We start from the raw sequence: 22190 nt of genomic DNA, 5'->3' as shown, positions 1-22190 counted from the left end.
AAAGGAGGAAGCGCGCGCAACGAAAGCTTAAGCAGCAAGAACTTTGCCGTTGCGCACGAACGGCAGTTTTACCACGCTTGCGGGAAGGGCTTTGTCACGGATTTGCACGTGGACGACATCGCCGGGCTTCACGTCCTTCGGCACGCGTGCGAAGGCGATGGATTCCTGCATGGTGGGCGAGAATGTGCCGCTGGTGATTTCGCCTTCGCCGTGCGGCGTGACGACCTTCTGATGGGCGCGCAGCACGCCGGCAGCCTTGCCGTTTTCCTTTTGCAGGATCAGTCCGACGAAAGCGCACTGGCAACCGTCCGCTTCAAGTTTCGCCTTGCCGACGAAGTCGCGCGGCGAATTCAGATCTACGGTCCAGGCGAGACCGGCGTCAAGCGGCGAGACATTGTCGTCCATGTCCTGGCCGTACAGGTTCATGCCGGCTTCGAGGCGCAGCGTGTCGCGCGCGCCGAGACCGGCGGGGCGCACGCCCTGGCGCACCAATGCGTCCCAGAACTCGCAGACGGACGTGGAAGGCAGCACGATTTCGAAACCGTCTTCGCCGGTGTAGCCGGTGCGGGCAACCATCAATTCGCCGAACGGCGTGTTCTCGACGATGGCGGCGTTAAACGGCTTGAGGAGTTCGGTGGACGTACGGGTGGACGGCGCGACTTGCCAGACCTTCTCGCGGGCGTTCGGACCTTGCACGGCGACGATCGACAGATCGCGGCGCGGCGTGATGGTCAGGCCATAGCTGCCTTCGCCGTTGAGCTTGCCGAACCAGGCGATGTCCTTTTCTGCGGTGGCAGCATTGACCACCAGGCGGAAGTGGGTTTCGGAGAAGAAATAGACGATCAGATCGTCGATGACGCCGCCGTTTGGGTTCAGCAGGCAGGTGTAGAGCGCTTTGCCCGGCGTTTGCAGCTTGCCGACGTTGTTGGCGATAGCGTGTTCGAAGAACGCGCGGACGCGCTCACCGGTGAAATCGACCACACACATGTGCGACACGTCGAACATACCGGCGTCGGTGCGCACCGCGTGGTGTTCGTCGATTTGCGAGCCGTAGTTGACGGGCATGTCCCAGCCGCCGAAATCGACCATGCGGGCCTTCAGCGCGCGATGGGTGGCGTTAAGCGGGGTGTGTTTGAGTTCGGTCATCAGGGCCTCAGGCAATCTCGACGGATAACAAAAAGGCCATGCGGCTTCATTCCTCGCGGCCAAAAGCCTGCGAGCGATGCCATGCATGACCCCTCTGTCCTCGATACCTGAGAGATTGCGCTGCCGTGCGGGTTTGCAAGTGACTGCAAGCCATCACGGTGAAGCGCGCGCCCCTTCGGTGGGCAGCCTGCCTGGCTCGACGATGGTCGATGCCGGTGGCTACTGCCGCTCTCCAGAGTGCAAAAAACCGGTGCCTGATGAAGCCCGGACGATGCCGGAATCAGACGGGTTCTTCGACGCAGCCGGTCCTTTTGCCTGAGAGTTTGTGGGTGTGCCCCTTCGGCGGCGCGGCCCACAAAAAACATGGCGGCCAACGCTCTCTCCCGACGCGTGCGGCGAATGTACGCGAGGCCCCGAGGCTTGTCAAATGAAGGCTTTGGAGAGCTATGCGGCGGTGCAGCGGGCGGCGCGAGCGCCAAAAAAAAGCGCGGGGAATGACCCCCGCGCCTGTGCTTTCACAGCGAATTGCTGAACAGATTGACTGAGCGGCTTACTCGCCGATTGCGTGTGCTGCGCCGTCGAGTTCCTGGTTCAGCACGCGTTGCTCTTCGCCCGACAGGCCACCACCATGCTGGGCAGACATGTCACGCGCTTCCTGACGGATCACGTCGAGGCGGTGATGCAGCGCGCCACCTTGCGGGGGCGGGTAGTAGCCTTGATTGACGTGATTGTCGATGCGGCGGCTCAGGTTGTCGGCACGGCCGTAAACCTGATTCAGGCGCTGAACTGCGATTTCGTGCGGGTTAGGTCCCGGGGGCGGTGCCTGTTGCGGGACCACACAGGCGGCCAGCGAAGAAACCAGTGCCAGACTTGCCAGCGCACGGGTGAAACGTTGCATGCGTACTCTCCTTTTGTTGGTCGGAGTTAGCGCTTGAGCGCTTACTCCGGTCCCATGCAGTTGCCTGCGGTCGTCGTGGTCTTGATCGACGGTTAGATCGATATCGTGAAGCAACGGCTAGCCGCAGCCACACGATGACCTGAATTCAGAAACATATTGTAACGGACCGTCCCTTTCGGAACTGTTAGCAGCGGTTGTCAGCATGTAAGCTGCGACTTGCGCGGCGATCTCAGCGAATTCGCTCGAAGGGCAGGCGCCGGCCTTCCTCTTCGCTGCGCGCGGCCAGTTCGATGATCGTCATGACGTCGACGGCGTCCTGAGGACTAACCGGGAAACGCTCGCCATCGAGGATGGCTGCCGCCAACGAGCGATAGAAGCCGATATAGTCGCCGTCGCGGGTCGGCAGGGCGCGTTCAGTTTCCTGATTGCTCGCGTCCAGTACGCGCAGCAGACCCGCCGGGTTGCCGCCAGCAAAACCGGCGTCACCCGGGCGCAAACCTGCTCGCAACTGATCTTCCTGGGTGTCGAGTTCACGCTTGACGTAGCTGCCGCGCGTGCCGTCGATTGCAAAGCGCGGCGGCGCGAGCGCGGTGAGGGTGGTTGCGTGCAGCACGACTTCGAGATCCGCGTAGCCCAGCTGCAGATGAACGTAGTCGGTGGCGCCCCCGCCATCGCGATGCGTTTTGACGGTGGCCGACACCGTGGCGGGCGTGCCGAAGAGCGCCAGCGCCTGGTCGATCAGATGCGGCCCGAGATCGAACAGCAGGCCGCCGCCGCGCGACGCTTCCTCGCGCCAGCGCGGCCGCACATCCGGACGGAAGCGGTCGAAATGCGACTCGTAGTGGGTAATACGGCCCAGCTCACCGCTGGCGAGCAGGTCGCGAACGGTGAGGAAATCGCCGTCCCAGCGACGGTTGTGGAACGGCGCGAAGGTGAGGCCTCGCGCCAGCGCCAGGTTGGCGAGCGTGAGCGCCTCCGTGGCCGTCAGCGTGACCGGTTTGTCGACCACCACGTGCTTGCCGGCTTCGAGCGTGCGTTTGGCGAGGTCGAAGTGGGTGTCGTTTGGCGTGGCAATCACCACGCATTGGATGTCGTCGAGCGCGAGCAGCGCATCGAGATCGGGCACGACTTTGGCGTGCGGACAGTCAGCCCGAGCCGGCTCGGGCTTGCTTGTCGCGATCGCAGCGACCGTGGCCCGGCCGCAGTGCTCGATCACCGGCGCGTGGAAGGTGGCGCCAGCAAAACCGTAACCCATCAATCCTGTTTTCAGCGGTGCAGACATGTGAGTTTCCTGCAAGAATGCGCGCCGCTTTGCCACCGCGGCGACGACGCGCGGCCTGTAATTGTGGCATGTCCGAGCCGTCACCGGCTTCGTGTTAGCATCCCTGCCCGCACCCTCAACCCGCAACACCCCCCGCCCAAACACGATGTCCGCTGGCCTAAATCCCGCTCAAAACGAAGCGGTGCGCTACCTCGATGGTCCCTGTCTTGTGCTTGCCGGCGCAGGCAGTGGCAAGACGCGCGTGATTACGCAGAAAATTGCGCACCTGATCGAAGTCAAAGGCTTCGAGCCGCGCCATATCGCGGCCGTTACCTTCACGAACAAGGCGGCGGCGGAAATGCGCGAGCGCGTCGGCAAGCTGCTCGAGGGCAAGACGCTGACCACGCCCGGCAAGGAAGGCCGCAAGGTGCCCGTCAATCAGTTGACGGTGTGTACCTTCCACTCGCTCGGCGTGCAGATTCTGCGTCAGGAGGCCGAACACGTGGGCCTGAAGCCGCAGTTCTCGATCATGGATTCGGACGACTGCTTCGGCATGATCCAGGAACAGGTCGGCTCGACGGATAAGGGTTTCATCCGCAAGATCCAGTCGATCATCTCGCTGTGGAAAAACGGCCTGATCATGCCGGAAGAGGCGGTGGCGATTGCGGCGAACGAGGACGAGCACCAGGCGGCGATTGTTTACCGCAACTACGTCGCTACGCTGCACGCTTACCAGGCGGTGGATTTCGACGATCTGATCCGCCTGCCCGCCGAGCTCTTCGCGAAGAACGAAGCGGTGCGCGACCGCTGGCAGAACAAGCTGCGCTATCTGCTGATCGACGAGTACCAGGACACCAATGCGTGCCAGTACGAGCTGCTGAAGCAGCTGGCCGGCCCGCGCGCTGCATTCACGGCGGTGGGCGACGACGATCAGGCCATCTACGGCTGGCGCGGTGCGACCCTGGAGAATCTGGCGCAACTCGGCAAGGATTTTCCGAAGCTGCATCTGGTGAAGCTGGAGCAGAACTACCGGTCGACGGTGCGGATTCTGACGGCCGCCAACAACGTGATCGCGAACAACCCGAAGCTGTTCGAGAAGAAACTGTGGTCCGAACACGGCATGGGCGACACGATCACCGTGACGGGCTGCAATGACGAGGAACACGAAGCCGAGTCCGTGGTATTTCGCTTGTCCGCGCATAAGTTCGAACGGCGTGCGCAGTTCCGCGACTACGCGATCCTGTATCGCGGCAATTTCCAGGCGCGGATCTTCGAGCAGGTGCTGCGGCGCGAGCGGATTCCGTATGTACTGTCGGGCGGGCAGTCGTTCTTCGACAAGGCCGAGATCAAGGATATCTGCGCGTATCTGCGGCTGATCGCCAACGCCGACGACGATCCTGCTTTCATCCGCGCCATTACTACGCCGCGGCGCGGCGTGGGCAACACGACGCTCGAGGCGCTTGGATCGTTCGCGGGTCAGGCGAAGGTGTCGCTGTTCGAGGCGGTGTATATGGGCGGGATCGAGGCGCGGCTGTCGGTGCGCCAGGTCGAGCCGCTGCGCACCTTCTGCGATTTCATGCAGCGCCTCACCGACCGCGCTGAAAAAGATCCGGCCACCGAGGTGCTCAACGACCTGATGGACGCGATCCACTACGAGGCCTACCTTTACGACGCGTTCGACGAGCGCCAGGCTCAGTCGAAATGGCAGAACGTGCTGGAGTTCGTGGAGTGGTTGAAGCGCAAGGGCACCAAGCCCGAGCCGGAAGCGGGCTCCGAGGCGACCGGCTACGACAACGCGGACGGTCTCGCGGATACCGGCAAGAACCTGCTGGGCCTGATCCAGACGGTGGCGCTGATGTCGATGCTCGAAGGTAAAGAGGAAGATCCGGACGCGGTGCGGCTTTCGACGGTGCACGCGTCGAAGGGGCTCGAGTATCCGCACGTGTTTCTGGTGGGCGTCGAGGAAGGCATCATGCCGCACCGCGGCGGCTCGGACGACGCGCCAATCGACGACGCGCGCATCGAGGAAGAGCGCCGGCTGATGTACGTGGCGATTACGCGGGCGCAGCGCAGCTTGCATCTGAACTGGTGCAAGAAGAGAAAGCGCGCGCGGGAGACGGTGGTGTGCGAGCCGTCGCGGTTTATTCCAGAGATGGGACTGGACGAGGCGCCGCCGCCGACGGCGGAGGAAGCCCCGATGACGCCGAAGGACAGGTTGGCGAGTTTGAAGGCGTTGTTGCAGAAGCCTTGAGGCGTGGCTTTTGCCCCTATGGCGTCCGGTGCCTTAGCGCTAGTCAGCGCCTGAACGTAAAAAATCTCTGCTCGTGTTGCCACGGTGCAGGGATTTTTCTTTTGGGTCTTGCTGTTTAGCTGGCGCCTGGCCCGCGCACCGGTTACCGCTTACTTCGCTGCGCTGACCATGTAGTCGACGGCGGCCTTCACGTCGGCATCGGACGCGTTCGATCCGCCCTTAGGCGGCATCGCCCCCTTGCCGTGCAGCGCGTAGTTGTAAATCGTGTCCATCGGGTCCTTGAGACGCGGTGCCCATGCCGCTTTGTCGCCGAACTTCGGGGCATTCAGCACGCCAGCGGCGTGACACGCCTGGCAAACCTGCGTATAGAGCGCTTTGCCGGCCTGCGAGGCGTCCGCGCTTTGCGCCGCGTCTCCGCCAGGCGCGGCTGCGGGTGCGCTGGCGATCGAGGCAAGCGCGGCCGCTGCCTGGGACGCCGCTGCTGCGCTGGCGTCAGCCGGGGCGCCGGACGCGGGTGCAGCCGCCGCGGCAGCGCCTGAGGCCGCTTGCGCTGCTGTCGGGGCCGCCGGTTGGGCAAAATTGCCGCCGGAATTGTTCGCCATATAGACGACGGCGCGGGCAATCTCGAAATCGCTATAGTCGTCTGGGCTGGTGCCGCCGCGGGGGGGCATGGCGCCCGTGCCGGTCAAGGCGGTGTGCACGAGCGTGTCGTAGCCTTGCGCGATGCGCGGTGCCCAGTCCGTGGTGTTGGTGAACTTCGGTGCGCCTGCCGCTCCGGTGGCGTGACAGGCCGAGCAGACCGCCTTGTAGACTTCCTCGCCGGTCTTGTAGACGCGCGGCGCGTTGGCGTCGCGAATGTCGACCTGGGCTAGCGGCGCGATGCGGGCGCTGACCTCGGCGTCGGAGAGACTGTCGGTACCGGCGCCGGTGCGCGTCCAGTTGTCCGCGTAGATCGCGAGCAGGACGATGATGACGACCGGAATAGCAAAACCGGCAATGATGGCGGCAATGAGCTGCCCGGGTGTCTTGATCGGGGCTTCGTGATTTGGTGCTTCGCTCATGCTTGTCTCGTCTCCCGTGGGTATTGTGAGCGGTACAGCGTGACGCCAACGACCTTATTCTTTATAGCCACTGGCGATTATAGACGGAAGGTTTCAGCGGCGGCGAGGGCTGGCGGGGGGTATTCAGCGGGCGTTTACCCCTATCGGCGGTTTGGGCTGGGGGATATGGGCTGGATCGCCCGTGGCGTGCGCCGGGCGGTCGGTGGACGGGTCGGCTGAAACCGGGTATCCTCTCGGTCTCGATTTGGTGCCGGTTTCACGGTTTTACGGCGCTTTTCGTGTCAATGCGCCCGTAGCTCAATGGATAGAGTACTGCCCTCCGAAGGCAGGGGTTGCTGGTTCGATCCCAGCCGGGCGCACCAACTTTGACAGGGGTTCTCGCGAATTTGCCTGTTTCTGCTTTCCTGAACCACGCCTAAATTACACCCACTCGCTGACGTATGGCGTGGGGTGTGCGTCATACGCGGTGCGTCTTGAGCCAGTCGCACAGCCCGTCATTCATCCGCGTTTGCCAGCCGTCCCCGCTTGCTCGGAAGCGATCGATAATCCCAGCGTCGTATCGAACCGTTACCGCGACCTTGAAGCTGATCGACCTTTCCCATCCCTGAGTCGGTCCAGGCAACCGTCACGCTTTGATGTAAAGCGGTCGTGATGCTCGACCTGCGCGCGCAAAACGCACCAGTGGGCCAACGACTCGGGCTCCATCTCTCCATGCTTCGACCATCACAAACGATACCGAGAAGGTAAAATTTCGTTGCACCTTGTCGGGTGCGCTTTCCTGTCGGCGCGGCGAGTCAGGTACACGGTTTGCTTTCTATTGGGGGATTTGCTGATTCCGCGGCGGCCCCTTGTTTGAACCTTCGCAGACGATTCAAAAAATGACAACTCACACATCTCCAGCGTCGCGCCATTCGAACGTCGAAACGGGTGTACCGGGCCTCGATACCATTCTCGGCGGAGGTCTGGTCGGCGGCGCTTTGTACCTGATAGAAGGCATGGCTGGCGCGGGCAAGACAATTCTGTCGAGCCAGATCGGCTTCCATCGTGTCCTCCAGGGCGAGAAGGTGCTGTATATGACCTTGATCGCTGAATCGCACGACAAACTCCTCGGGCATTTGAGCGCACTCAGCTTCTTTGACGAGAAAGCGGTCGCGGAGAAAATGTTTTTCGTCTCGGGCTATCACGCGCTTATGCAGGGCGGACTTGATGGCTTCCTCAAGCAGGTTGCCTTGAGCCTCCACCAGTACCGCCCGGGTCTGCTCATCGTCGATGGCTTTCGCAGCGCACGCGAGTTCAGTGAAACGGACCTCTCGCTGTCCAAGTTCATCCATGAGTTGAACGCGCTGGTTGCTGCCATGAACTGTACGACGTTGCTGCTGGCTCCTTTGTCGGGTAATGAGCCGCATCCCGAACATACGCTCGTCGACGGCCTGATTGAGCTCAACCGTTACAGCGATGGCATGCGCCGCACACGCGAAATTGAAGTCCACAAGATGCGTGCTCGCGATCACATGCTCGGCAAGCATTTTTTTCGTATAACGGACAGCGGCCATGTCATGTTTCCACGGCTGGAAGCACGATGTGCGGAGCAGCCTGGACCGGCCGATCTCAAGGCGCGCCTCGGATCGGGTATTCCACGTCTTGATGAGTTGCTCGGCGGAGGGTTTATAAAGGGCTCCACGACCACGCTGATGGGCGCATCAGGAATCGGCAAGACGCTGCTTGGGCTGCAGTTTCTATCGGCCGGTGCGCAACGCGGCGAAAAGTCCGTCTATCTTGGCTTTTACGAGTCGCCGCAACGGCTCATCGGCAAGGCTGAATCCGTTTCAATTCCGTTGCAGGCGGCGTGCGACGACGGGCGGCTGACCGTCCAGTGGCAACCGGCCATTGAACTGGCAATAGACGAACTGGCAGCTACCGCTCTCGCTACGGTAAAGCAGACCGGCGCGACGCGCCTTGTGCTTGACGGTATCGACGGGTTTCGTGATTCAGCAATGCGCACTGGCCGGTTTGGTCTGTTCCTCAACGCATTGACTCATCAGTTACGCGCCGCAGGGGTGACAACGCTTCTCACAGAAGAAGTGCCGTTCAATTCCGATCCCTCCGTTATGCGCGGGATGCGTCTCTCGGCCATGACTGAAAATCTCATTTTGCTGCGCTATGCGGAAACCGACACTGGTCTGCATCGAATGATCTCCGTGGTCAAACAGCGCGAAAGCGCGCACGATTCTTCGCTTCGGGAGCTCGTCATTACCGAGAAAGGACTCGATGTTGTCGACGCTTTTCCGGGTGCGGCGAGTTTGCTCGGTGGCCGCGGGGCCGCCGCAGGGATTGTTGGCCGGCTCGACAGTTGACGCGCCATGAAAACGATCATGGTCGTGGATGATGAGTTCGATCTTCTGACTATCTGGAGCCTGCTGCTCGAACAGGTCGGCTATGCCGTCATGACAGCGCCCGACGGTGCGGTCGCGCTTGAGCTGATCCGCAAGGCCCGGCCGGACCTCATTCTCAGTGACTGCATGATGCCAGTCATGTCCGGCCCAGAGCTATGCGCTGCCCTCTTCGCAGATCCGGACCTGCGGTCAATCCCGATAATCCTTTGCAGCGCAGCCGTTGACATACCGCGACAGCCCAATCCCGTGATCGCCTATTGCCGCAAGCCTCTCTCACTCGACATGCTGCTTCCAATCATCGAGAAAATGCTGCCTTGAGCCTGGGCCCCTGGCGAGGGCATGAATTGGTCGATTGATCGCTCGCGACCCTACCACGTGCCGAGCGTCCCAAAGTAAGCACCTATGTTTGCACGCGTCTCGCATAAAGGTACTCGCGAGAAGACAAACAAACGCTGTGGCGGCGAGCGCTCCTTGGGACCGTTTCTTGCGCAACGTGGCGGCAGCGAAAAACGAAAACTGACCAATCGGTGGCCACAGATGTACTCTATCTTGCTCGTGGATGATGAGCCGCAGCTTCTCACCGTCTGGTCACTGATCCTTGTCAACGAAGGATACAGGGTGACTTGCGCGAGCAATGGCATCGAGGCGCTCGAATGCCTCAAACACGACGTGCCCGACCTCATTGTCACCGACTGGATAATGCCATTGATGGACGGGCTGACCCTAAGCCACGCGATTCGGGCTCGACCCGATCTCGCACATATCCCGATTCTCGGACAGTCAGCCACGCCACCACCGGATTTTCTCCAGCCCGGCTGGGATCTCTGCTTAAAGAAGCCAGTGGCCGTGGCGCTCTTTCTTACAACCGTTAGCGACTTGTGCACGCGCCCTCTAACGGATCCCGACGGTGCAGACGAAAGCCTGTAAAAAAACGCCCGCCTCAAGGACGGGCAATTCCATATCAGCAGGCGATATGGAGAGGAGACAAGGCCACGATAGTCGCGGCATTCGCGGATTGCAACTCTCCAAAAAAGCGCCAGCTGCTGCGGAATGTGAAGCGCCGTAGCCTACCTATTTCGGCCCGTCACCTCGTCGGGAGCGGAGGGGACGTTTTTGAGGCACTGCGGCCTTTGGCTCCATCAAGTTGGCTGGAGGTCGGATGACCAAGGTGATCGGTGTTGCTGGATCGGCGTAGCGCTCAAGGGCTCGTGACCGTATCGTTGGTCCGAAGGGTCCGGCCACCATCGCTCAAAAATAGCTCTGCTTTTTTGCAGTCCCCTCCGCGCCTGCGGGCATCGCTTGGCTGGGTGGTTTTAATGCATCGGGCCACGTGGCGACAAGCGCCTTGCGGCGCCGATTAGCAACTTGGTTCGTCGCCCGAAGGAGTGATGCGTTTAGACGCACTTCGACGCCGGCCAACGCAAATACTTAGGTACGCGCCTTTGTGGAGTCCTCTGCCGCTTTTTGGCGTTCTGCCTCTGCTTTCAGAAATTCCTTATCTATGCCTTCTCTCCGAAGGCGCAACCGGTGTCGCGCCAGTCGAAACTCGGACGGACGCAGATAAATGAGCGGTGGCGGCGGAAATTGTAACCATACCCATTTAACGCCACCGCTCCGCTTGAGCAGGTCACGCAGATTTAGGATTGCCGCGGCTTGGGCACTGTTCCCGCCTCGGTTGACTTTATCAGTAAACCCGATGTGAGCGTGGGCGAAGTCGATTTTGTTTCTCACCGCAAGGGGCGCATCGATGACTACAAATTGTTTCGTGCCGTCATCCGATTTCAAATCTCTAAGCGCTCGACTATTGAAGCGTTGCGTGCCCTTGACTTTACGCTCGGGCTTATTAAGAAGAAGTTGGTCAAAAACAAAAAATTTCAGCCGCGCGGGCGACGAATAACATTGCCTCGCTACCGATTGTTGGCGTGCTTTTAGATATTTCTTTTGAAACGCCTGGCCGTTGAATACGCCATCCTGCCAATTCATTGGCTCCACCGCTGCTAAGAGGATATCTTCTTCGTCGAAAACCTCCCCGGGCGAAATTTCTGAGTCATCCGGCTTATGCTCGGTATTAGTGTCAGCCATCGCTTGAAAATTAGGCAGTAAGATAACTCGTCAAGTCTTCGGGAATCCCGTTTCCTGCGACCGCAACGGACTTTCCAGGAACGTATGTTCCGTTACGGAAGTATGCGTATCCATAATCGTCGTCACCTTCGAACATTGCGGCAGCTCTCTTTAAGCCGTCTTGCCATTCCAGCGTGACGATGCCGTCGAAAGCGATAGTAGCCTTCGGTAGCGGTATCTCTTGCGGAAGCTCCCCTATGAACACGAGTGCCTCTGGGACAGCTTGGGTTAGCAGATTCTTCGCTTCCTCGTCCTCAAGGCCGTCAAGATTGAGGAAAGTGAGGATCTGTCGTTCGAGGAGTAGTTTCTCGCGCGCTCTGTCTGCAGGACGAGTTTCCACGATTATTTCAGCACCTGTCGCGGAGCTTGTAATATCGATTTTCATTGAAAAAATTGAACCACCTATCACAGTACCCATCGGCATACTGTAAGCAGAGGAAGGTTGTCGCTCTATCTCAATGACCGGAAATCCTTCTAATGTCGTATCCGTCGACGACGAAAACGGCCACGTGATGGCGCGGGTCTGGTGAAACGTGGAATTATATGTGGTCGCAGTCATCTCTTCTCCTCAGGGCGCATCAACTCAATTAGGCGAGGTGTCGCAAGGGATTGAAATGCTTCGCGCGCAGCAATGTTGGCTTCGCGGAACCAAGGCATTATTTGCTTCGGCTCTGTTTTGGAAGTCTTCTCGACTGCGAGCTGCAATACGCATCCAGGCGTTTGATTGACCAATCCTTCTGAAACTTGAACTGTTATATAAGAATCACTTGGCGTTGAGATAGGCAGCTTAGTTTGCGAGTTTGTCGAAATTTCAGCCGCCGTCACACCAATTCGTTCAATAAAAGCACTAGGCAATACGGATTTCAATCCCAAATATGTAGACGCAAATTGTGCGTAAGTTTGGTAGTCATGCTTGTTAGTGAATGCATTGAGATATTTAAGCTGCAACGATTTGAGTCGCAGAAATTTCTCTGGCGTGGGGAACGATTCAATCAGTGCTCCGACGGCTGAATCGACTGCTGGCTGAAAGTCCGGCCAACCCGTGTAGTTCGGGCCGGCCATGTTAACGGTGAAGATGCCTGGTCCGAGCTGGATTTTGGGCCATGTATCCGGCGCTGGCGCGAAGCGCACTATCGGTTGCCACGCCAGAAATTGCCGGGGCACTTGCGGGTGCGCCAATTCCTGCGAATTCACGAATCCTGCCGCATTTAAGCGTGGGGTCAGGTCGGCTCGGATCACATCTAGGAACGGGTCCACGCCCATGTTAGGCGGAATCGCGACGGGCGTAAGTTCCCAATGAAGCTCGCATATCACTTCCACGAGAGACGGATTCTTATAGATGATGCCCATCGAAGTGGCCCAGCCTGCGTTAAACGTGCGTTGATAGCGCAAGGATATCAGGAATGGGTGCGCGAAAGACACGTTGTGAAGCGCTACCTTGATGCGATCGGGCAGGTTGCTGGTCTTGATTGCCGAACGGTCTGTACAGTGAAAATACAGTTGGGGCGGCCTTGGATGGCCTTGATTGACCTTGTTTAGCCTTGGTTTTGCAGTTTGCAAGTTGCGCAAGACATTGATTTATAGGGGATCGTGGTGCGCTGGTAAAACTCTGAAGGCAATGGTTGCTGATTCGATCCCAGCCGGGCGCACCATCTCGATTCCCGCTGAAATTCGCTCAAATCCTGAAAATCACCGCCAGAGAAGGCGTTGCGGGATTTTTTCGTCCAGGGAACGCCAGTGTTGAGACGACCAGAGTGCCGGTCCGCGTATCCGCAGCGGCAGCACTGTGCCCTGCGATACGCATGGCTGCGACGTCTCGCCTGTTAACCCAAAGTCGCTGGCCGCGCAACACGATTCCTACTTGATCTCGGGTTCGCCACGTAAATGCGGTCGAATGCGTGCCCACTCCAAGACTTTCAACTCGCGATCAAGTTCTTCGAGTTCCTTCAACGTCTCTATCGGATCAAACACCTCCCTGGTGGCAAACGTGTTGCCCTTTCGATCCGAGGGATATCTATGGCGCTGATCCAATGTCGAATGGAACCGCTCCTGATCGTCCGGAAATAGGTCGAAGTTTAGGCTGACGCTGAAGCGGGGTGGGACTTTGAAAGAAAACCTTAACTCGGGATAAAGGCGACGATAGTCGAGGAAGAGTCTGCTTAAGTCGTGGGTCTTCGGCGCTGAGCCTTGCCCAGAAACAGCGGCAATCGCTCCTTTCAGGAACAACTCAACGCCTTGGCGAGCTAGGTGCAATATGACTCGACTCGAGGAATACTGAGAACTGAAACCACCTTCGGACATGCTTTCGCACAAGCATCGACTCGCTTCGAGGAACGCGCGCGAGAGCCAAAAAGCTCGATCCCACTCGGCTAGGCCAGCAAGTTCTTGGGAAAACGATGGATCAGAATCCTCTTTCACGTCCTTTCCCCAGTGCTGCGTAATCTCCGTAACCCGTTTGCAACGATATAACCCGTCGCGAGTGCCAATGCGCCGCACACCTGTCGATAACGGGCAATTACGCCTGATTCATTCTGCCACGCTCGTCCCCTCTGCCCGAGAGGCCGCGGCCGACCTTGCATGAGCAAACAATCATAGAGTTTTTAGGGCGGGTGTGCGCAGGCGAATCGAATGATGGCAATGGGCTGAATATGCCTTGCACATAAGTTGACTGCAGCCTGCAATGGCTGCTGCATTCGATAACCGCTTGTGTTGTCGGCGGTCGCTCGCCGAGAGGAGCCGACTCCGTTGGTCCATCGACTCGCCATCCCGCCCACACGGCCATCACGCTGCCCAAACCCGGACATTGAACACTTACCCCACCTCAAGCATTCATCCCCCCATCGACCGTAAGATTCGTCCCGGTAACGTACGACCCCTCCGGCCCAGCAACGAACGCCACCATCGCAGCAATCTCCTCAGCGCGCCCATATCGATCAAGCGCCGTGGCAGCCTTCTGCGGCACAGCCCAATCGCCCGAAGCGGGATTCAGGTCCGTATCAATCGGCCCCGGTTGAACGTTGTTGACCGTAATACCCCGGCCCCCAACCTCTCTAGAAAGCGCCTGAGTGAACATCCTGACAGCCGCTTTGGTAGCCGCGTAAGGCACCAACCCAGGCGTAATAGCCCGCTCGCCCACCGCCGAACCGATCATGATGATGCGACCACCGTCACTCAAACGCTTCAGCGCAGCCTTGGTCGTAGCGAATACGCCGCGGATGTTGATGTCGATCACTTTATCCATCTCCTCCAGCGTCGTGTCTTCGAACGTTTTCGGAATGGCTGTACCGGCATTGTTCACCAGCACATCAAGCCGGCCGAAGGTCGTAAAGGTCTTTTCAACCGCAGCCTCGACAGCGTTAACATCAGCAGCGTCGGCCTGAATCGCAATAGCCTTCCCGCCGCTGAGTTCGATCTCTTTGACCACGGCCGAAGCCGCGTTCGCGTCCTTCGCGTATGTGAGCGCCACGCTCGCCCCATCCGCGGCGAGGCGTTTCGCAATTGCCGCACCAATACCGCGTGAACCGCCGGTAACGAGGGCCACTTTGTGAGCTAAGTTAGACATGTCATTTCCTAAGGAGTCCGTACGCGATTCATCGCGTCACTGATTCGGTTGACGATTCATTGCCCGTTATCTTTGCCCGGAGCACTTTTAGAACGAGTATCTTCCTGGCTCCGCACCATCGCAGCGATCGACGAAAGCCACCTTCGTACGCTTTAAACGTCGACGGCAGTACGGCATTCGTCTGCGAGGGTTCCAGCAATCAGGCAAAGAGCTTTGTAGCGCCACCTTTAACCGGTGGCCGTGCAAGGACTATAGGTTTCCGCAGAAGGCGCAACAAAGACCTTGTGGGCAGGGGGACATGCCTTTCAGGCATAGCAGGAGCGGGCGATATCCGTGATAGACAGCCGCGAGACAGGCGCAAGTGCTCAGAACCCGACAGTGTTTTTTTAAGTCCTTTCAGCGTATGCAGGGTTCAGCCAAACAAGGCGGCGACTCACATCGCCCCCCTCTCATTACTCATCCACAAGCGGCAGCGCAGCACGTCTCTCCACTCGCCCCGCGTTCCTGCGCTGCGTCCCAAACACCACCCCCGGCCGCATAAAAAACGTCATCCCCACCCCACAAACCATCACCCCGATAGAAAGCAAAAAAGTCACATCCCAGCTCCCCAACCGATCAACCAGATACCCCGCCACAACCGGACTAACAATCGCCGCCGTGAACCCCGTCCCACTCATAATCCCGCTCGCTGTCCCAGACCGGTCATAAGCGATATCCATCGGCACAGCCCACATAGGCCCGATATTCATCTCATTGAAGAACATCGCCGCAGCGAGAAAAACCAGCGAATACATCGGATCGTGTATCAGCAGCACGGGCAGCAACGACAACCCCGTCAACGACATACAAACCGAAACCATATAACTGCGCGCCAGCTTCAGATTTCCAGTACGCCTTAGCAACCGGTCGCTGACCAACCCACCCACCAGATCCCCAAACACCCCCGCAACGAACACCCCGGAAGTAAACAGCACCGCCTTCTTGATGTTGAGATGGAAGCTATGCATGAAGTAAAGCGGCATCCAGTCGAGCATCAACCAGAGAATCCAGTTGTAGCAAAAGTAGACCCCAGATACCGGCAGCAAGCGCCGATACAACCGCAACCACGTCCCTGGTACTTCCGCGGGCCGAACCGTCGGCGGCGGCAAGCTGCTAATTTCCTCCGCAGTAATCCGCGGATGATCCCCAGGCTTCTCGGTATAAGTCACATACCAAAGCACCAACCACCCAGCGCTAAGCGCACCGAGCAGATAAAACGAAAACCTCCAGTTAAACGCGGTCATCAACGCGAGCACGAGCATCGGCGCCACCGCGTTCCCTAACCGCGCCGACGAGTGAGTAATCCCTTGAGCCAACCCGCGTCTGTCGCGCGTCACCCACGAAGCCATCGCACTCGTAGACGCCGGAAACGTAGCCCCTTCGCCGAGCCCCAACAGCAACCGCGCCGCAACAAGTGTCCCGAACCCACCCGCCAATCCAGTCAGCGTTGTCGCCACAGCCCAGATCAAAGCGCAGGCGATCAACGTCCGCTTGGCCCCAAACCGATCGCTAACCCACCCGCCGATAAACTGAAACACCACATACGGATACGCAAACGCCGAAAAGACGAAGCCCAACTGCGTGTTGCTGAGCCCCAGTTCAGACTTGAACTGCCCGGCAGCGGTACTTATGTTGACGCGGTCGACGTAGGTGATGAAGTACATCAGGCACAGCATCACAAGGACGGTGGTGGTCGCCTTGAGCTGGAATCGTTTCATGTCGGTCTCCTCACGTTTCCGTGTCGTTATTTCTTTGAGCCCGAGGTGAAAGCGACCACGGCGTCCCTGAAGCGGGCGCTGCCGTAAACCTCTTCGATCAGGTCTTCATCATCGAGCCGTTGTTCGACGACAATGCGCCGCAGGCTCTCCTTTACCGCTTTCTGCGTAACCGGCGACAACGCAATGAGCCGCTCCGCTAACGCATGCGCAGCGTTGCCCAGTTCATCCTGTCCGCAAACGTCATAGACGTACCCGCACGCCAAGGCTTCCTCAGCCGAGAGATAGTCGGCGAGCATCAACATCTTCTTGACCCTGGGCACGCCAAAAGCCGCGTGCAACCGCGCAATATTGCGCGACGACAGCGTGTTGGAAAGCGTCTTGGCGATAGGCGCGCCAAACCGCGAGGCACCGCTGCACACGCGAAAGTCGCAAGCCGTCGCCAGCGCGAGGCCGCCGCCCACGGCCCACCCATCGATCACAGCAACCGTAGGGACCGGGATCCGCTCCACCGCATCGATGACCCGCTCGACAAGCGCCTCATAAGCGACGCCATCGCGTCCATCGCGGAAGTCCTTGAAGTACGAGATATCGGTGCCCGAAATAAACGACTTGCCACCCGCGCCACGGAACAGAATGCAGCGCACGGCATCGTCGCTTTCGCACTCGCTGACCAACGCCAGCAGCGATTCGTACATCGCGATCGTCATCGCGTTATGCCGTTCAGGCCGGTCAATCACAATCTCAGCCGCCCCCGACTCATGGACGGTCAATCTGACGGGTTCGTTCATGGCTTGGTCCCGTTGATTTCGGCGTAGATCTCGTCGTTGTGCTCGCCTAGCAGCGGCGGATGACGACGCACCGTCTGTGGCGTGCCGAGCATCTTGACGGCAAACCCGATGTTCTTGACCTTGCCTTCGTTCGGATGATCGATCTCCATGCACATGCGGCGATGCGCGGCGTGCTCGCTCTCGAACGCCTCTGGATAAGACAGAATCGGGCCGGCCGGAATGCCGGCGGCAAGCATGACGTCGACCCACTCCGCGCTGTCGCGCTTGCCGAATTCCTGCTCCAGCGCTTCGATCAACGCCTCGCGATTCTTCAATCGTAACGACACGCTCGCATAGTCAGGATGACTGACAAGATCAGGGCGCTCCAGTAACTCGCACAGCTTCTTCCACAGTTTCTGGTTGGTCGCGCCCATCACGAAGTAGTCGTCGCGTGCCTTCACGGCCTGATAGGGGGCGCTCATCTTGTTGCTGGTGCCGAGCGGGGTCGGCGGCACACCGGTGCCCCAGTATTCCGACATGTCCCAGATTGAGAACGCCATTACCGAATCGAACAGTGAGGCGTCGATATGCTGTCCCACGCCCGTCTTCTGAGCGCCTATGTACGCCGAAAGCACCCCGTACACAGCAAACAGCGCACAGCCGATGTCCGCCACCGGCACGCCCGCCTTAACCGGTTTTTCACCCTTGTAGCCGGTCACGCTCATCACGCCCGACATGGCCTGCGCCATCAGATCGAAACCCGGTCGCGATGCCCACGGTCCGCTCTGACCGAAGCCTGAAATGCTGGCGTACACGATCTTGGGATTGATCTCCCTGATCGTCTCGTAGTCGATGCGCAGCCGCTGCACGACACCTGGCCGGTAGTTTTCCACGATCACGTCGGCGGTCTTGGCGAGCTCGTAGAAGAACTCGCGTCCTTCGTCGCTCTTGAGATCCAGCGTCAGCGAGCGCTTGTTGCGGTTCATGTTCAGGAAGCCCATGCTGTCTGGCCCCTTCATCTTGAAGCCCATCGCGCCGCGCGTCTGGTCGCCTTCGAGGGGTTCCACCTTGATCACGTCAGCGCCCATGTCCGCGAGCAGCATGCAGGAAAACGGTCCCGCCATGACCTGGCTGACGTCCAGCACGCGGATGCCTTGCAGCGGTAGATGCGTCGATTGCGTCATCTCATGTTTCCTCGGAAAAAAGTTCAGTGGAGGTACGGCGTTAAAGCCGCGCAGAGCAGCAACCCGGCGGCACGCATAGCGTCAGCCACAGCTGCAATAAGGGATCAGAAAGAGGTTTGGGCAGCGGCGATAGCCGCAATGAGGACGCGCAATGGCATCTCGTCTCCAGGTAGTCGTTATGCGATCACTGTCGCCTACCGGGGGAGCCGCCGCAAGGATGAGGGAATCATGTCTGGTTTCGCGCCTCGCGAAACCGGAGAGGTGGCACTACGCCGGTTTGCGAAGAAGCTCGTCCATGACGTTGTGCAGGGTTTGCTGTTGCGCATGCCCTTCGAGACAGGACAGAACGTAGTTGCGCTGATGCCAGTCGCCGACAAGTTCCACCGACGCCAGCGCCTCTTCAGGATGAAAACTGCGCAATACGTCAGGTGGCATCAATCCCACACCGAGCCCGTTGCGCACAAGCGCCAGCATAGTGTCGAAGCCGGTGACGGTGAAATTGTTGGGAAACTCGCGCCCGCGGCTGCGATACGCGCGCTGCACGGCGGACAACACAGCGGACCCCTTGCCGAGGCTCACAACGGGCAAATCGAGAAACTCGTCGATGCTAACTGGCGCGTCACGAAACCGGAAATGCGCGCGGCTATAGACCAAAACCAGCCGGTCCTCCCGGTACGGAAACTTCGGCAGATCCAGGAACCCGCTTTTGTTCTCGTAGATCCCCACGTCGATCACCTTGTCGCGCAGCAGCTGTTGCACGATCTTGCTGTTTTCTTCGACAACCTTCAGCGAGATGCGCGGGAATTTGCGCTGGATCGCAGCAATCTCACGAGCAAGAAACTGGATGACGACCGCCTTGGGCGCGCCGATGATAATGCGTCCGTCGAGCCCTTCGTTGAGTGCCCCTGCATCGCCTTCAAGTCGGTCGATGAGGTTGTCGATCTGCCGGATGTAGTCCAGCAGCTTGGTACCGGACTCGGTGATCTCAACGCCATGCGGCACGCGCTGGAACAGTTTGATGCCCAGTTGCGCCTCGAGATCCGACACGCGCCGGGACGCAGCAGCCACCGCAAGGCTGAGTTTGTCGGCGGCCCGGGAAATGCTGCCTTCATCCGCGATGGCCAGGATCAGCCGGACTGTCGTCGTGTCGAATTTCACTGTAGTCAAAGTTGCTGAAGCGGTTCGGCCCTGTTCAGCCGTGGCCGCAGGTATAGGACGTCGCAGAGTAGCATTTTGCAAGAGGGCGGTGATTTGAACTCCGCTCTGGGCATAGCGGCCCAAACCGTTCAAGAGCCGCTATGCCAAACTGGGCCAGAATCATCCGCCCGTTGCGCGGTGCACCATTCACCCGCGTTCGTGGGCCGGACCAACCGGACAGGAATACCTACGCCATGAATCTCCGAGCCCTGCAATATTTTGTCGTCCTCGCGGAGGAGTTGAATTTCAGCCGGGCGGCGGAGCGATTGCATGTGGCACAGCCCGCGTTGAGCCAGCAGATTCGCAGCCTCGAGGAGCGACTGGGCGCGCAGCTCGTCGACCGGGGCAGCCGGCCGCTACGCCTGACCGAAGCCGGCAGCTATCTATGCACCGAGGCGCGGCAGATCCTCGCATCCTGTGAGCAGGTCGCGCTTGGCACTCGCGAAATTGGCCTTGGGTCGCGTGGCTGGCTCAGCATCGGCTTCACGCGTTCGACGATGTACAGCGTGCTTCCGCCTGCGCTGAAAGCGTTTCACCAGGCCTATCCCCAGGTCGAGCTCAAGCTCTTCGAAATGCTGACCGAGGAGCAAGGCGACGCGCTGCGCGATCAGAGGATTCACATCGGAATCGGCAGACAGGCCACCGTGCTCCCCGGATGTACAACGTTGCCGCTACTGCATGAGCGCGTAGTGGTCGCGCTTGCACCCGAGCATCCGCTGGCCGCATCAGAAACCGTGCGCATCGCCGATCTCGCCGACACCCCGCTGATCCTGTATCCGAAGTACCCGCACGCGCAGTTCTCGCGGTTCGTCGAATCGTTGTACCGCGACGCCGGCATTACGCCGCCGGTTGGCTATCGGGCGTACGAGATTCAGACGGCCATCGCGCTCGTTGCCGCAGGACTCGGCGTGACCTTTATCGGTGAATCCGTCGCGCGGCATGGCCGCTCCGACGTGGTCTATCGTCACCTTGACGGGCCGGTCTCGTCGCAGATCACCACGCTCACCGCACGCTTTCGCACGGACGACACCTCGCCGCATCTGCGCGCTTTCCTCGATTGCCTGCCCGAGTGCGACAGCAAGGAAAACGTCGCACTATAAGAAAAGACTTATACAAGAATAAGGAACACGTCTTGGACGCCCGTTGGCCCGGTTCCTTATGATGGGATTGGACTCGCGTCAAAGTAGTACTGTTGTTCGACCGACGCCTGAATAAACAGGCGCGCAGAAACATGATGGAGACGATGATGACCGATGCGATCGAAGCGGAGACCATGCGCAAAGTCTATAGGCGGCTGATGCCCCTATTGTTTGCGATGATGTTCTTCAACTACCTGGACCGGATCAATATCGGCTTCGCCGCGCTCGACATGAACAAGCAGTTGGGCTTTAGCCCGGCCGTGTTCGGTTTCGCCGGAAGCATCTTTTTCTTCGGCTACATGCTGCTCGAGGTTCCGAGCAACCTGCTGCTGCATCGCGTCGGCGCCCGTCGCTGGATAGCGCGCATTCTGCTGACCTGGGGCGCCGTAGCGGCCGCCACCGCATTTGTTTTCAACGACTCCAGCTTTTACATCCTGCGCTTCCTGCTGGGCGTCATGGAGGCGGGCTTTCTGCCCGGAGTGGCGGTGTATCTGACCAAGTGGTTTCCGGTGCGCTACCGGGCCCGGGCGGTGGGCGGATACATCATTGCCGGCTCGTTCTCTGCCGTGCTGGGCGGTCCCATCTCCACCACGCTGATGACCTACGGCAACGGCATTCTCGGGCTCAACGGCTGGCAGTGGATGTTCATTCTCGAGGGCGTGCCAGCCATGCTGCTCGGTCTGCTGACGCTGCGCATCATGACCGAGCGCCCCGCCGAGGCGGCGTGGCTCAGACCTGAACAGAAACAGTGGCTCGAATCCACGCTGGAAGCGGAGCGCGAAGCGCTCGGCGGACAGACGCATTTTTCCTTTCTGCGTGTGGCCGGGGATATCCGCGTCTGGAGTCTCGCATGCCTGTTCGGCTGCGCGCTCGTCGGAATTTACGGCCTGTTCCTGTGGTTGCCGCAGATCGTCAAAAGCCTCGGACACCTGAGCAATATCGAAGTCGGCTTTCTGTCCGCCGTCCCGCCGCTCCTTGGCGTACTGGGCACTTTCCTCATTAGCCGTAGCTCCGATCGCACCGGCGACCGGAAGAAGCATCTGGCCTTCGTGTACGGAATGAGCGCGCTCGCCATCGCCGGCAGTGCCTATGCGCCGAATCCGGTGATTGCCTACATACTGCTTTGCGTAACCGGACTCTTCATTTACGCGGGTAATCCGCTGTTCTGGAGTCTCGCCTCGTCGTTCCGCTCCGGCGCCGCGGGCGCCGCGACGATCGCGCTGATCAACACCGTAGCGCAGGTCGGCGGCCTGGTCGGTCCGTGGAGCATTGGGCTCGTGCGAAACGCGACGGGCAAATTCGATCTCGCACTCCTGACGATTGCCGCGTTTCTCGTGATCGCCACGATCATCGCGTTGGTGATGCGCGTGACGCCGCGTGAAAGCGATCTGGATTCGGTGCCGCCCAGCGACACGCACCCCGAAAATCTCCCCATCAGCCGCAACACTTAAAA

20 protein-coding genes, 1 tRNA gene and 2 riboswitches are annotated in these 22190 nt (G+C 59.5%); of the genes, 7 read left to right on the top strand and 14 right to left on the bottom strand.

Annotation, left to right across the window (positions count from 1 at the left end; genetic code table 11):
- Positions 1-27 precede the first annotated feature (27 nt).
- The 3 genes from gcvT to BUS06_RS02975 form a co-directional block, all read right to left on the bottom strand.
- Positions 28-1146, bottom strand: coding sequence for a glycine cleavage system aminomethyltransferase GcvT (gene gcvT / locus BUS06_RS02985; protein WP_074262920.1), 1119 nt, complete (start codon positions 1144-1146; stop codon positions 28-30).
- 84 nt (positions 1147-1230) lie between these two features.
- Positions 1231-1392: riboswitch (glycine riboswitch) on the bottom strand.
- Between the two features lie 46 nt (positions 1393-1438).
- A riboswitch (glycine riboswitch) is annotated at positions 1439-1542 on the bottom strand.
- A 154-nt stretch (positions 1543-1696) separates the two neighbouring features.
- Positions 1697-2044, bottom strand: a complete 348-nt coding sequence (locus BUS06_RS02980; protein ID WP_074262919.1) for a YdgH/BhsA/McbA family protein — start codon at positions 2042-2044, stop codon at positions 1697-1699.
- A 229-nt stretch (positions 2045-2273) separates the two neighbouring features.
- Positions 2274-3326, bottom strand: a complete 1053-nt coding sequence (locus BUS06_RS02975) for an oxidoreductase (RefSeq protein WP_074262918.1) — start codon at positions 3324-3326, stop codon at positions 2274-2276.
- A 145-nt stretch (positions 3327-3471) separates the two neighbouring features.
- On the opposite strand from BUS06_RS02975, the gene BUS06_RS02970 reads away from it, so the two are divergent.
- The gene (locus BUS06_RS02970; protein ID WP_074262917.1) at positions 3472-5556 is read left to right on the top strand and encodes a UvrD-helicase domain-containing protein; all 2085 of its coding nucleotides are present in this window, start codon (positions 3472-3474) and stop codon (positions 5554-5556) included.
- Between the two features lie 149 nt (positions 5557-5705).
- Here the strand turns inward: BUS06_RS02970 and BUS06_RS02965 are convergent, their stop codons facing one another.
- Entirely contained in the window at positions 5706-6617 is a 912-nt protein-coding gene (locus tag BUS06_RS02965) for a c-type cytochrome (RefSeq protein ID WP_074262916.1), read from the bottom strand.
- Positions 6618-6903: 286 nt separating this feature from the next.
- Between BUS06_RS02965 and BUS06_RS02960 the strand changes: the two genes are divergently transcribed.
- Positions 6904-6979: transfer RNA gene (locus BUS06_RS02960), tRNA-Arg, on the top strand.
- A 95-nt stretch (positions 6980-7074) separates the two neighbouring features.
- Here the strand turns inward: BUS06_RS02960 and BUS06_RS02955 are convergent.
- Complete coding sequence (locus BUS06_RS02955) at positions 7075-7239, bottom strand: BrnA antitoxin family protein (RefSeq protein WP_083611336.1); 165 nt, start codon at positions 7237-7239, stop codon at positions 7075-7077.
- 256 nt (positions 7240-7495) lie between these two features.
- Here BUS06_RS02955 and BUS06_RS02950 point away from each other — a divergent pair, with 256 nt between their 5' ends.
- From BUS06_RS02950 to BUS06_RS02940, 3 genes are all read left to right on the top strand, one after another.
- Positions 7496-8971 (top strand): ATPase domain-containing protein, encoded by a 1476-nt coding sequence (locus tag BUS06_RS02950; protein WP_074262915.1) that lies wholly within the window; start codon positions 7496-7498, stop codon positions 8969-8971.
- A gap of 6 nt (positions 8972-8977) precedes the next feature.
- Entirely contained in the window at positions 8978-9328 is a 351-nt protein-coding gene (locus BUS06_RS02945; protein ID WP_074262914.1) for a response regulator, read from the top strand.
- 84 nt (positions 9329-9412) lie between these two features.
- Positions 9413-9937 (top strand): response regulator, encoded by a 525-nt coding sequence (locus BUS06_RS02940; RefSeq protein ID WP_254368732.1) that lies wholly within the window; start codon positions 9413-9415, stop codon positions 9935-9937.
- Positions 9938-10438: 501 nt separating this feature from the next.
- Here BUS06_RS02940 and BUS06_RS02935 read toward each other — a convergent pair.
- The 9 genes from BUS06_RS02935 to BUS06_RS02895 form a co-directional block, all read right to left on the bottom strand.
- Positions 10439-11092 carry a hypothetical protein gene (locus BUS06_RS02935; protein ID WP_074262912.1) on the bottom strand — a complete coding sequence of 218 codons (654 nt, stop codon included), beginning with the start codon at positions 11090-11092 and terminating at the stop codon, positions 10439-10441.
- Between the two features lie 10 nt (positions 11093-11102).
- On the bottom strand, positions 11103-11690 hold the full coding sequence (locus BUS06_RS02930; RefSeq protein ID WP_074262911.1) for a hypothetical protein: 588 nt from the start codon (positions 11688-11690) through the stop codon (positions 11103-11105).
- Positions 11687-12691 (bottom strand): TIGR04255 family protein, encoded by a 1005-nt coding sequence (locus tag BUS06_RS02925; RefSeq protein ID WP_143787450.1) that lies wholly within the window; start codon positions 12689-12691, stop codon positions 11687-11689. The genes BUS06_RS02930 and BUS06_RS02925 overlap by 4 nt, the downstream gene beginning before the upstream one ends.
- A gap of 297 nt (positions 12692-12988) precedes the next feature.
- Positions 12989-13549 carry a hypothetical protein gene (locus tag BUS06_RS02920; protein ID WP_143787449.1) on the bottom strand — a complete coding sequence of 187 codons (561 nt, stop codon included), beginning with the start codon at positions 13547-13549 and terminating at the stop codon, positions 12989-12991.
- A gap of 403 nt (positions 13550-13952) precedes the next feature.
- Positions 13953-14693 (bottom strand): SDR family NAD(P)-dependent oxidoreductase, encoded by a 741-nt coding sequence (locus BUS06_RS02915; protein ID WP_074262908.1) that lies wholly within the window; start codon positions 14691-14693, stop codon positions 13953-13955.
- 452 nt (positions 14694-15145) lie between these two features.
- Positions 15146-16450, bottom strand: coding sequence for an MFS transporter (locus BUS06_RS02910; protein WP_074262907.1), 1305 nt, complete (start codon positions 16448-16450; stop codon positions 15146-15148).
- Positions 16451-16476: 26 nt separating this feature from the next.
- Complete coding sequence (locus BUS06_RS02905) at positions 16477-17238, bottom strand: enoyl-CoA hydratase (protein ID WP_074262906.1); 762 nt, start codon at positions 17236-17238, stop codon at positions 16477-16479.
- The gene (locus BUS06_RS02900; RefSeq protein WP_074262905.1) at positions 17235-18401 is read right to left on the bottom strand and encodes a CaiB/BaiF CoA transferase family protein; all 1167 of its coding nucleotides are present in this window, start codon (positions 18399-18401) and stop codon (positions 17235-17237) included. The genes BUS06_RS02905 and BUS06_RS02900 overlap by 4 nt, the downstream gene beginning before the upstream one ends.
- 267 nt (positions 18402-18668) lie before the next feature.
- On the bottom strand, positions 18669-19559 hold the full coding sequence (locus BUS06_RS02895) for a LysR family transcriptional regulator (RefSeq protein ID WP_074262904.1): 891 nt from the start codon (positions 19557-19559) through the stop codon (positions 18669-18671).
- 233 nt (positions 19560-19792) lie between these two features.
- Here BUS06_RS02895 and BUS06_RS02890 point away from each other — a divergent pair, with 233 nt between their 5' ends.
- On the top strand, positions 19793-20698 hold the full coding sequence (locus tag BUS06_RS02890; protein ID WP_074262903.1) for a LysR family transcriptional regulator: 906 nt from the start codon (positions 19793-19795) through the stop codon (positions 20696-20698).
- 146 nt (positions 20699-20844) lie between these two features.
- Entirely contained in the window at positions 20845-22188 is a 1344-nt protein-coding gene (locus BUS06_RS02885) for an MFS transporter (RefSeq protein ID WP_074265880.1), read from the top strand.
- Positions 22189-22190 lie beyond the last annotated feature (2 nt).

Source organism: Paraburkholderia phenazinium, from assembly GCF_900141745.1.
Classification (GTDB): domain Bacteria; phylum Pseudomonadota; class Gammaproteobacteria; order Burkholderiales; family Burkholderiaceae; genus Paraburkholderia; species Paraburkholderia phenazinium_B.
Note: the sequence above shows the minus strand (reverse complement) of the source record. Positions and strands in the feature narration are given on the sequence as shown.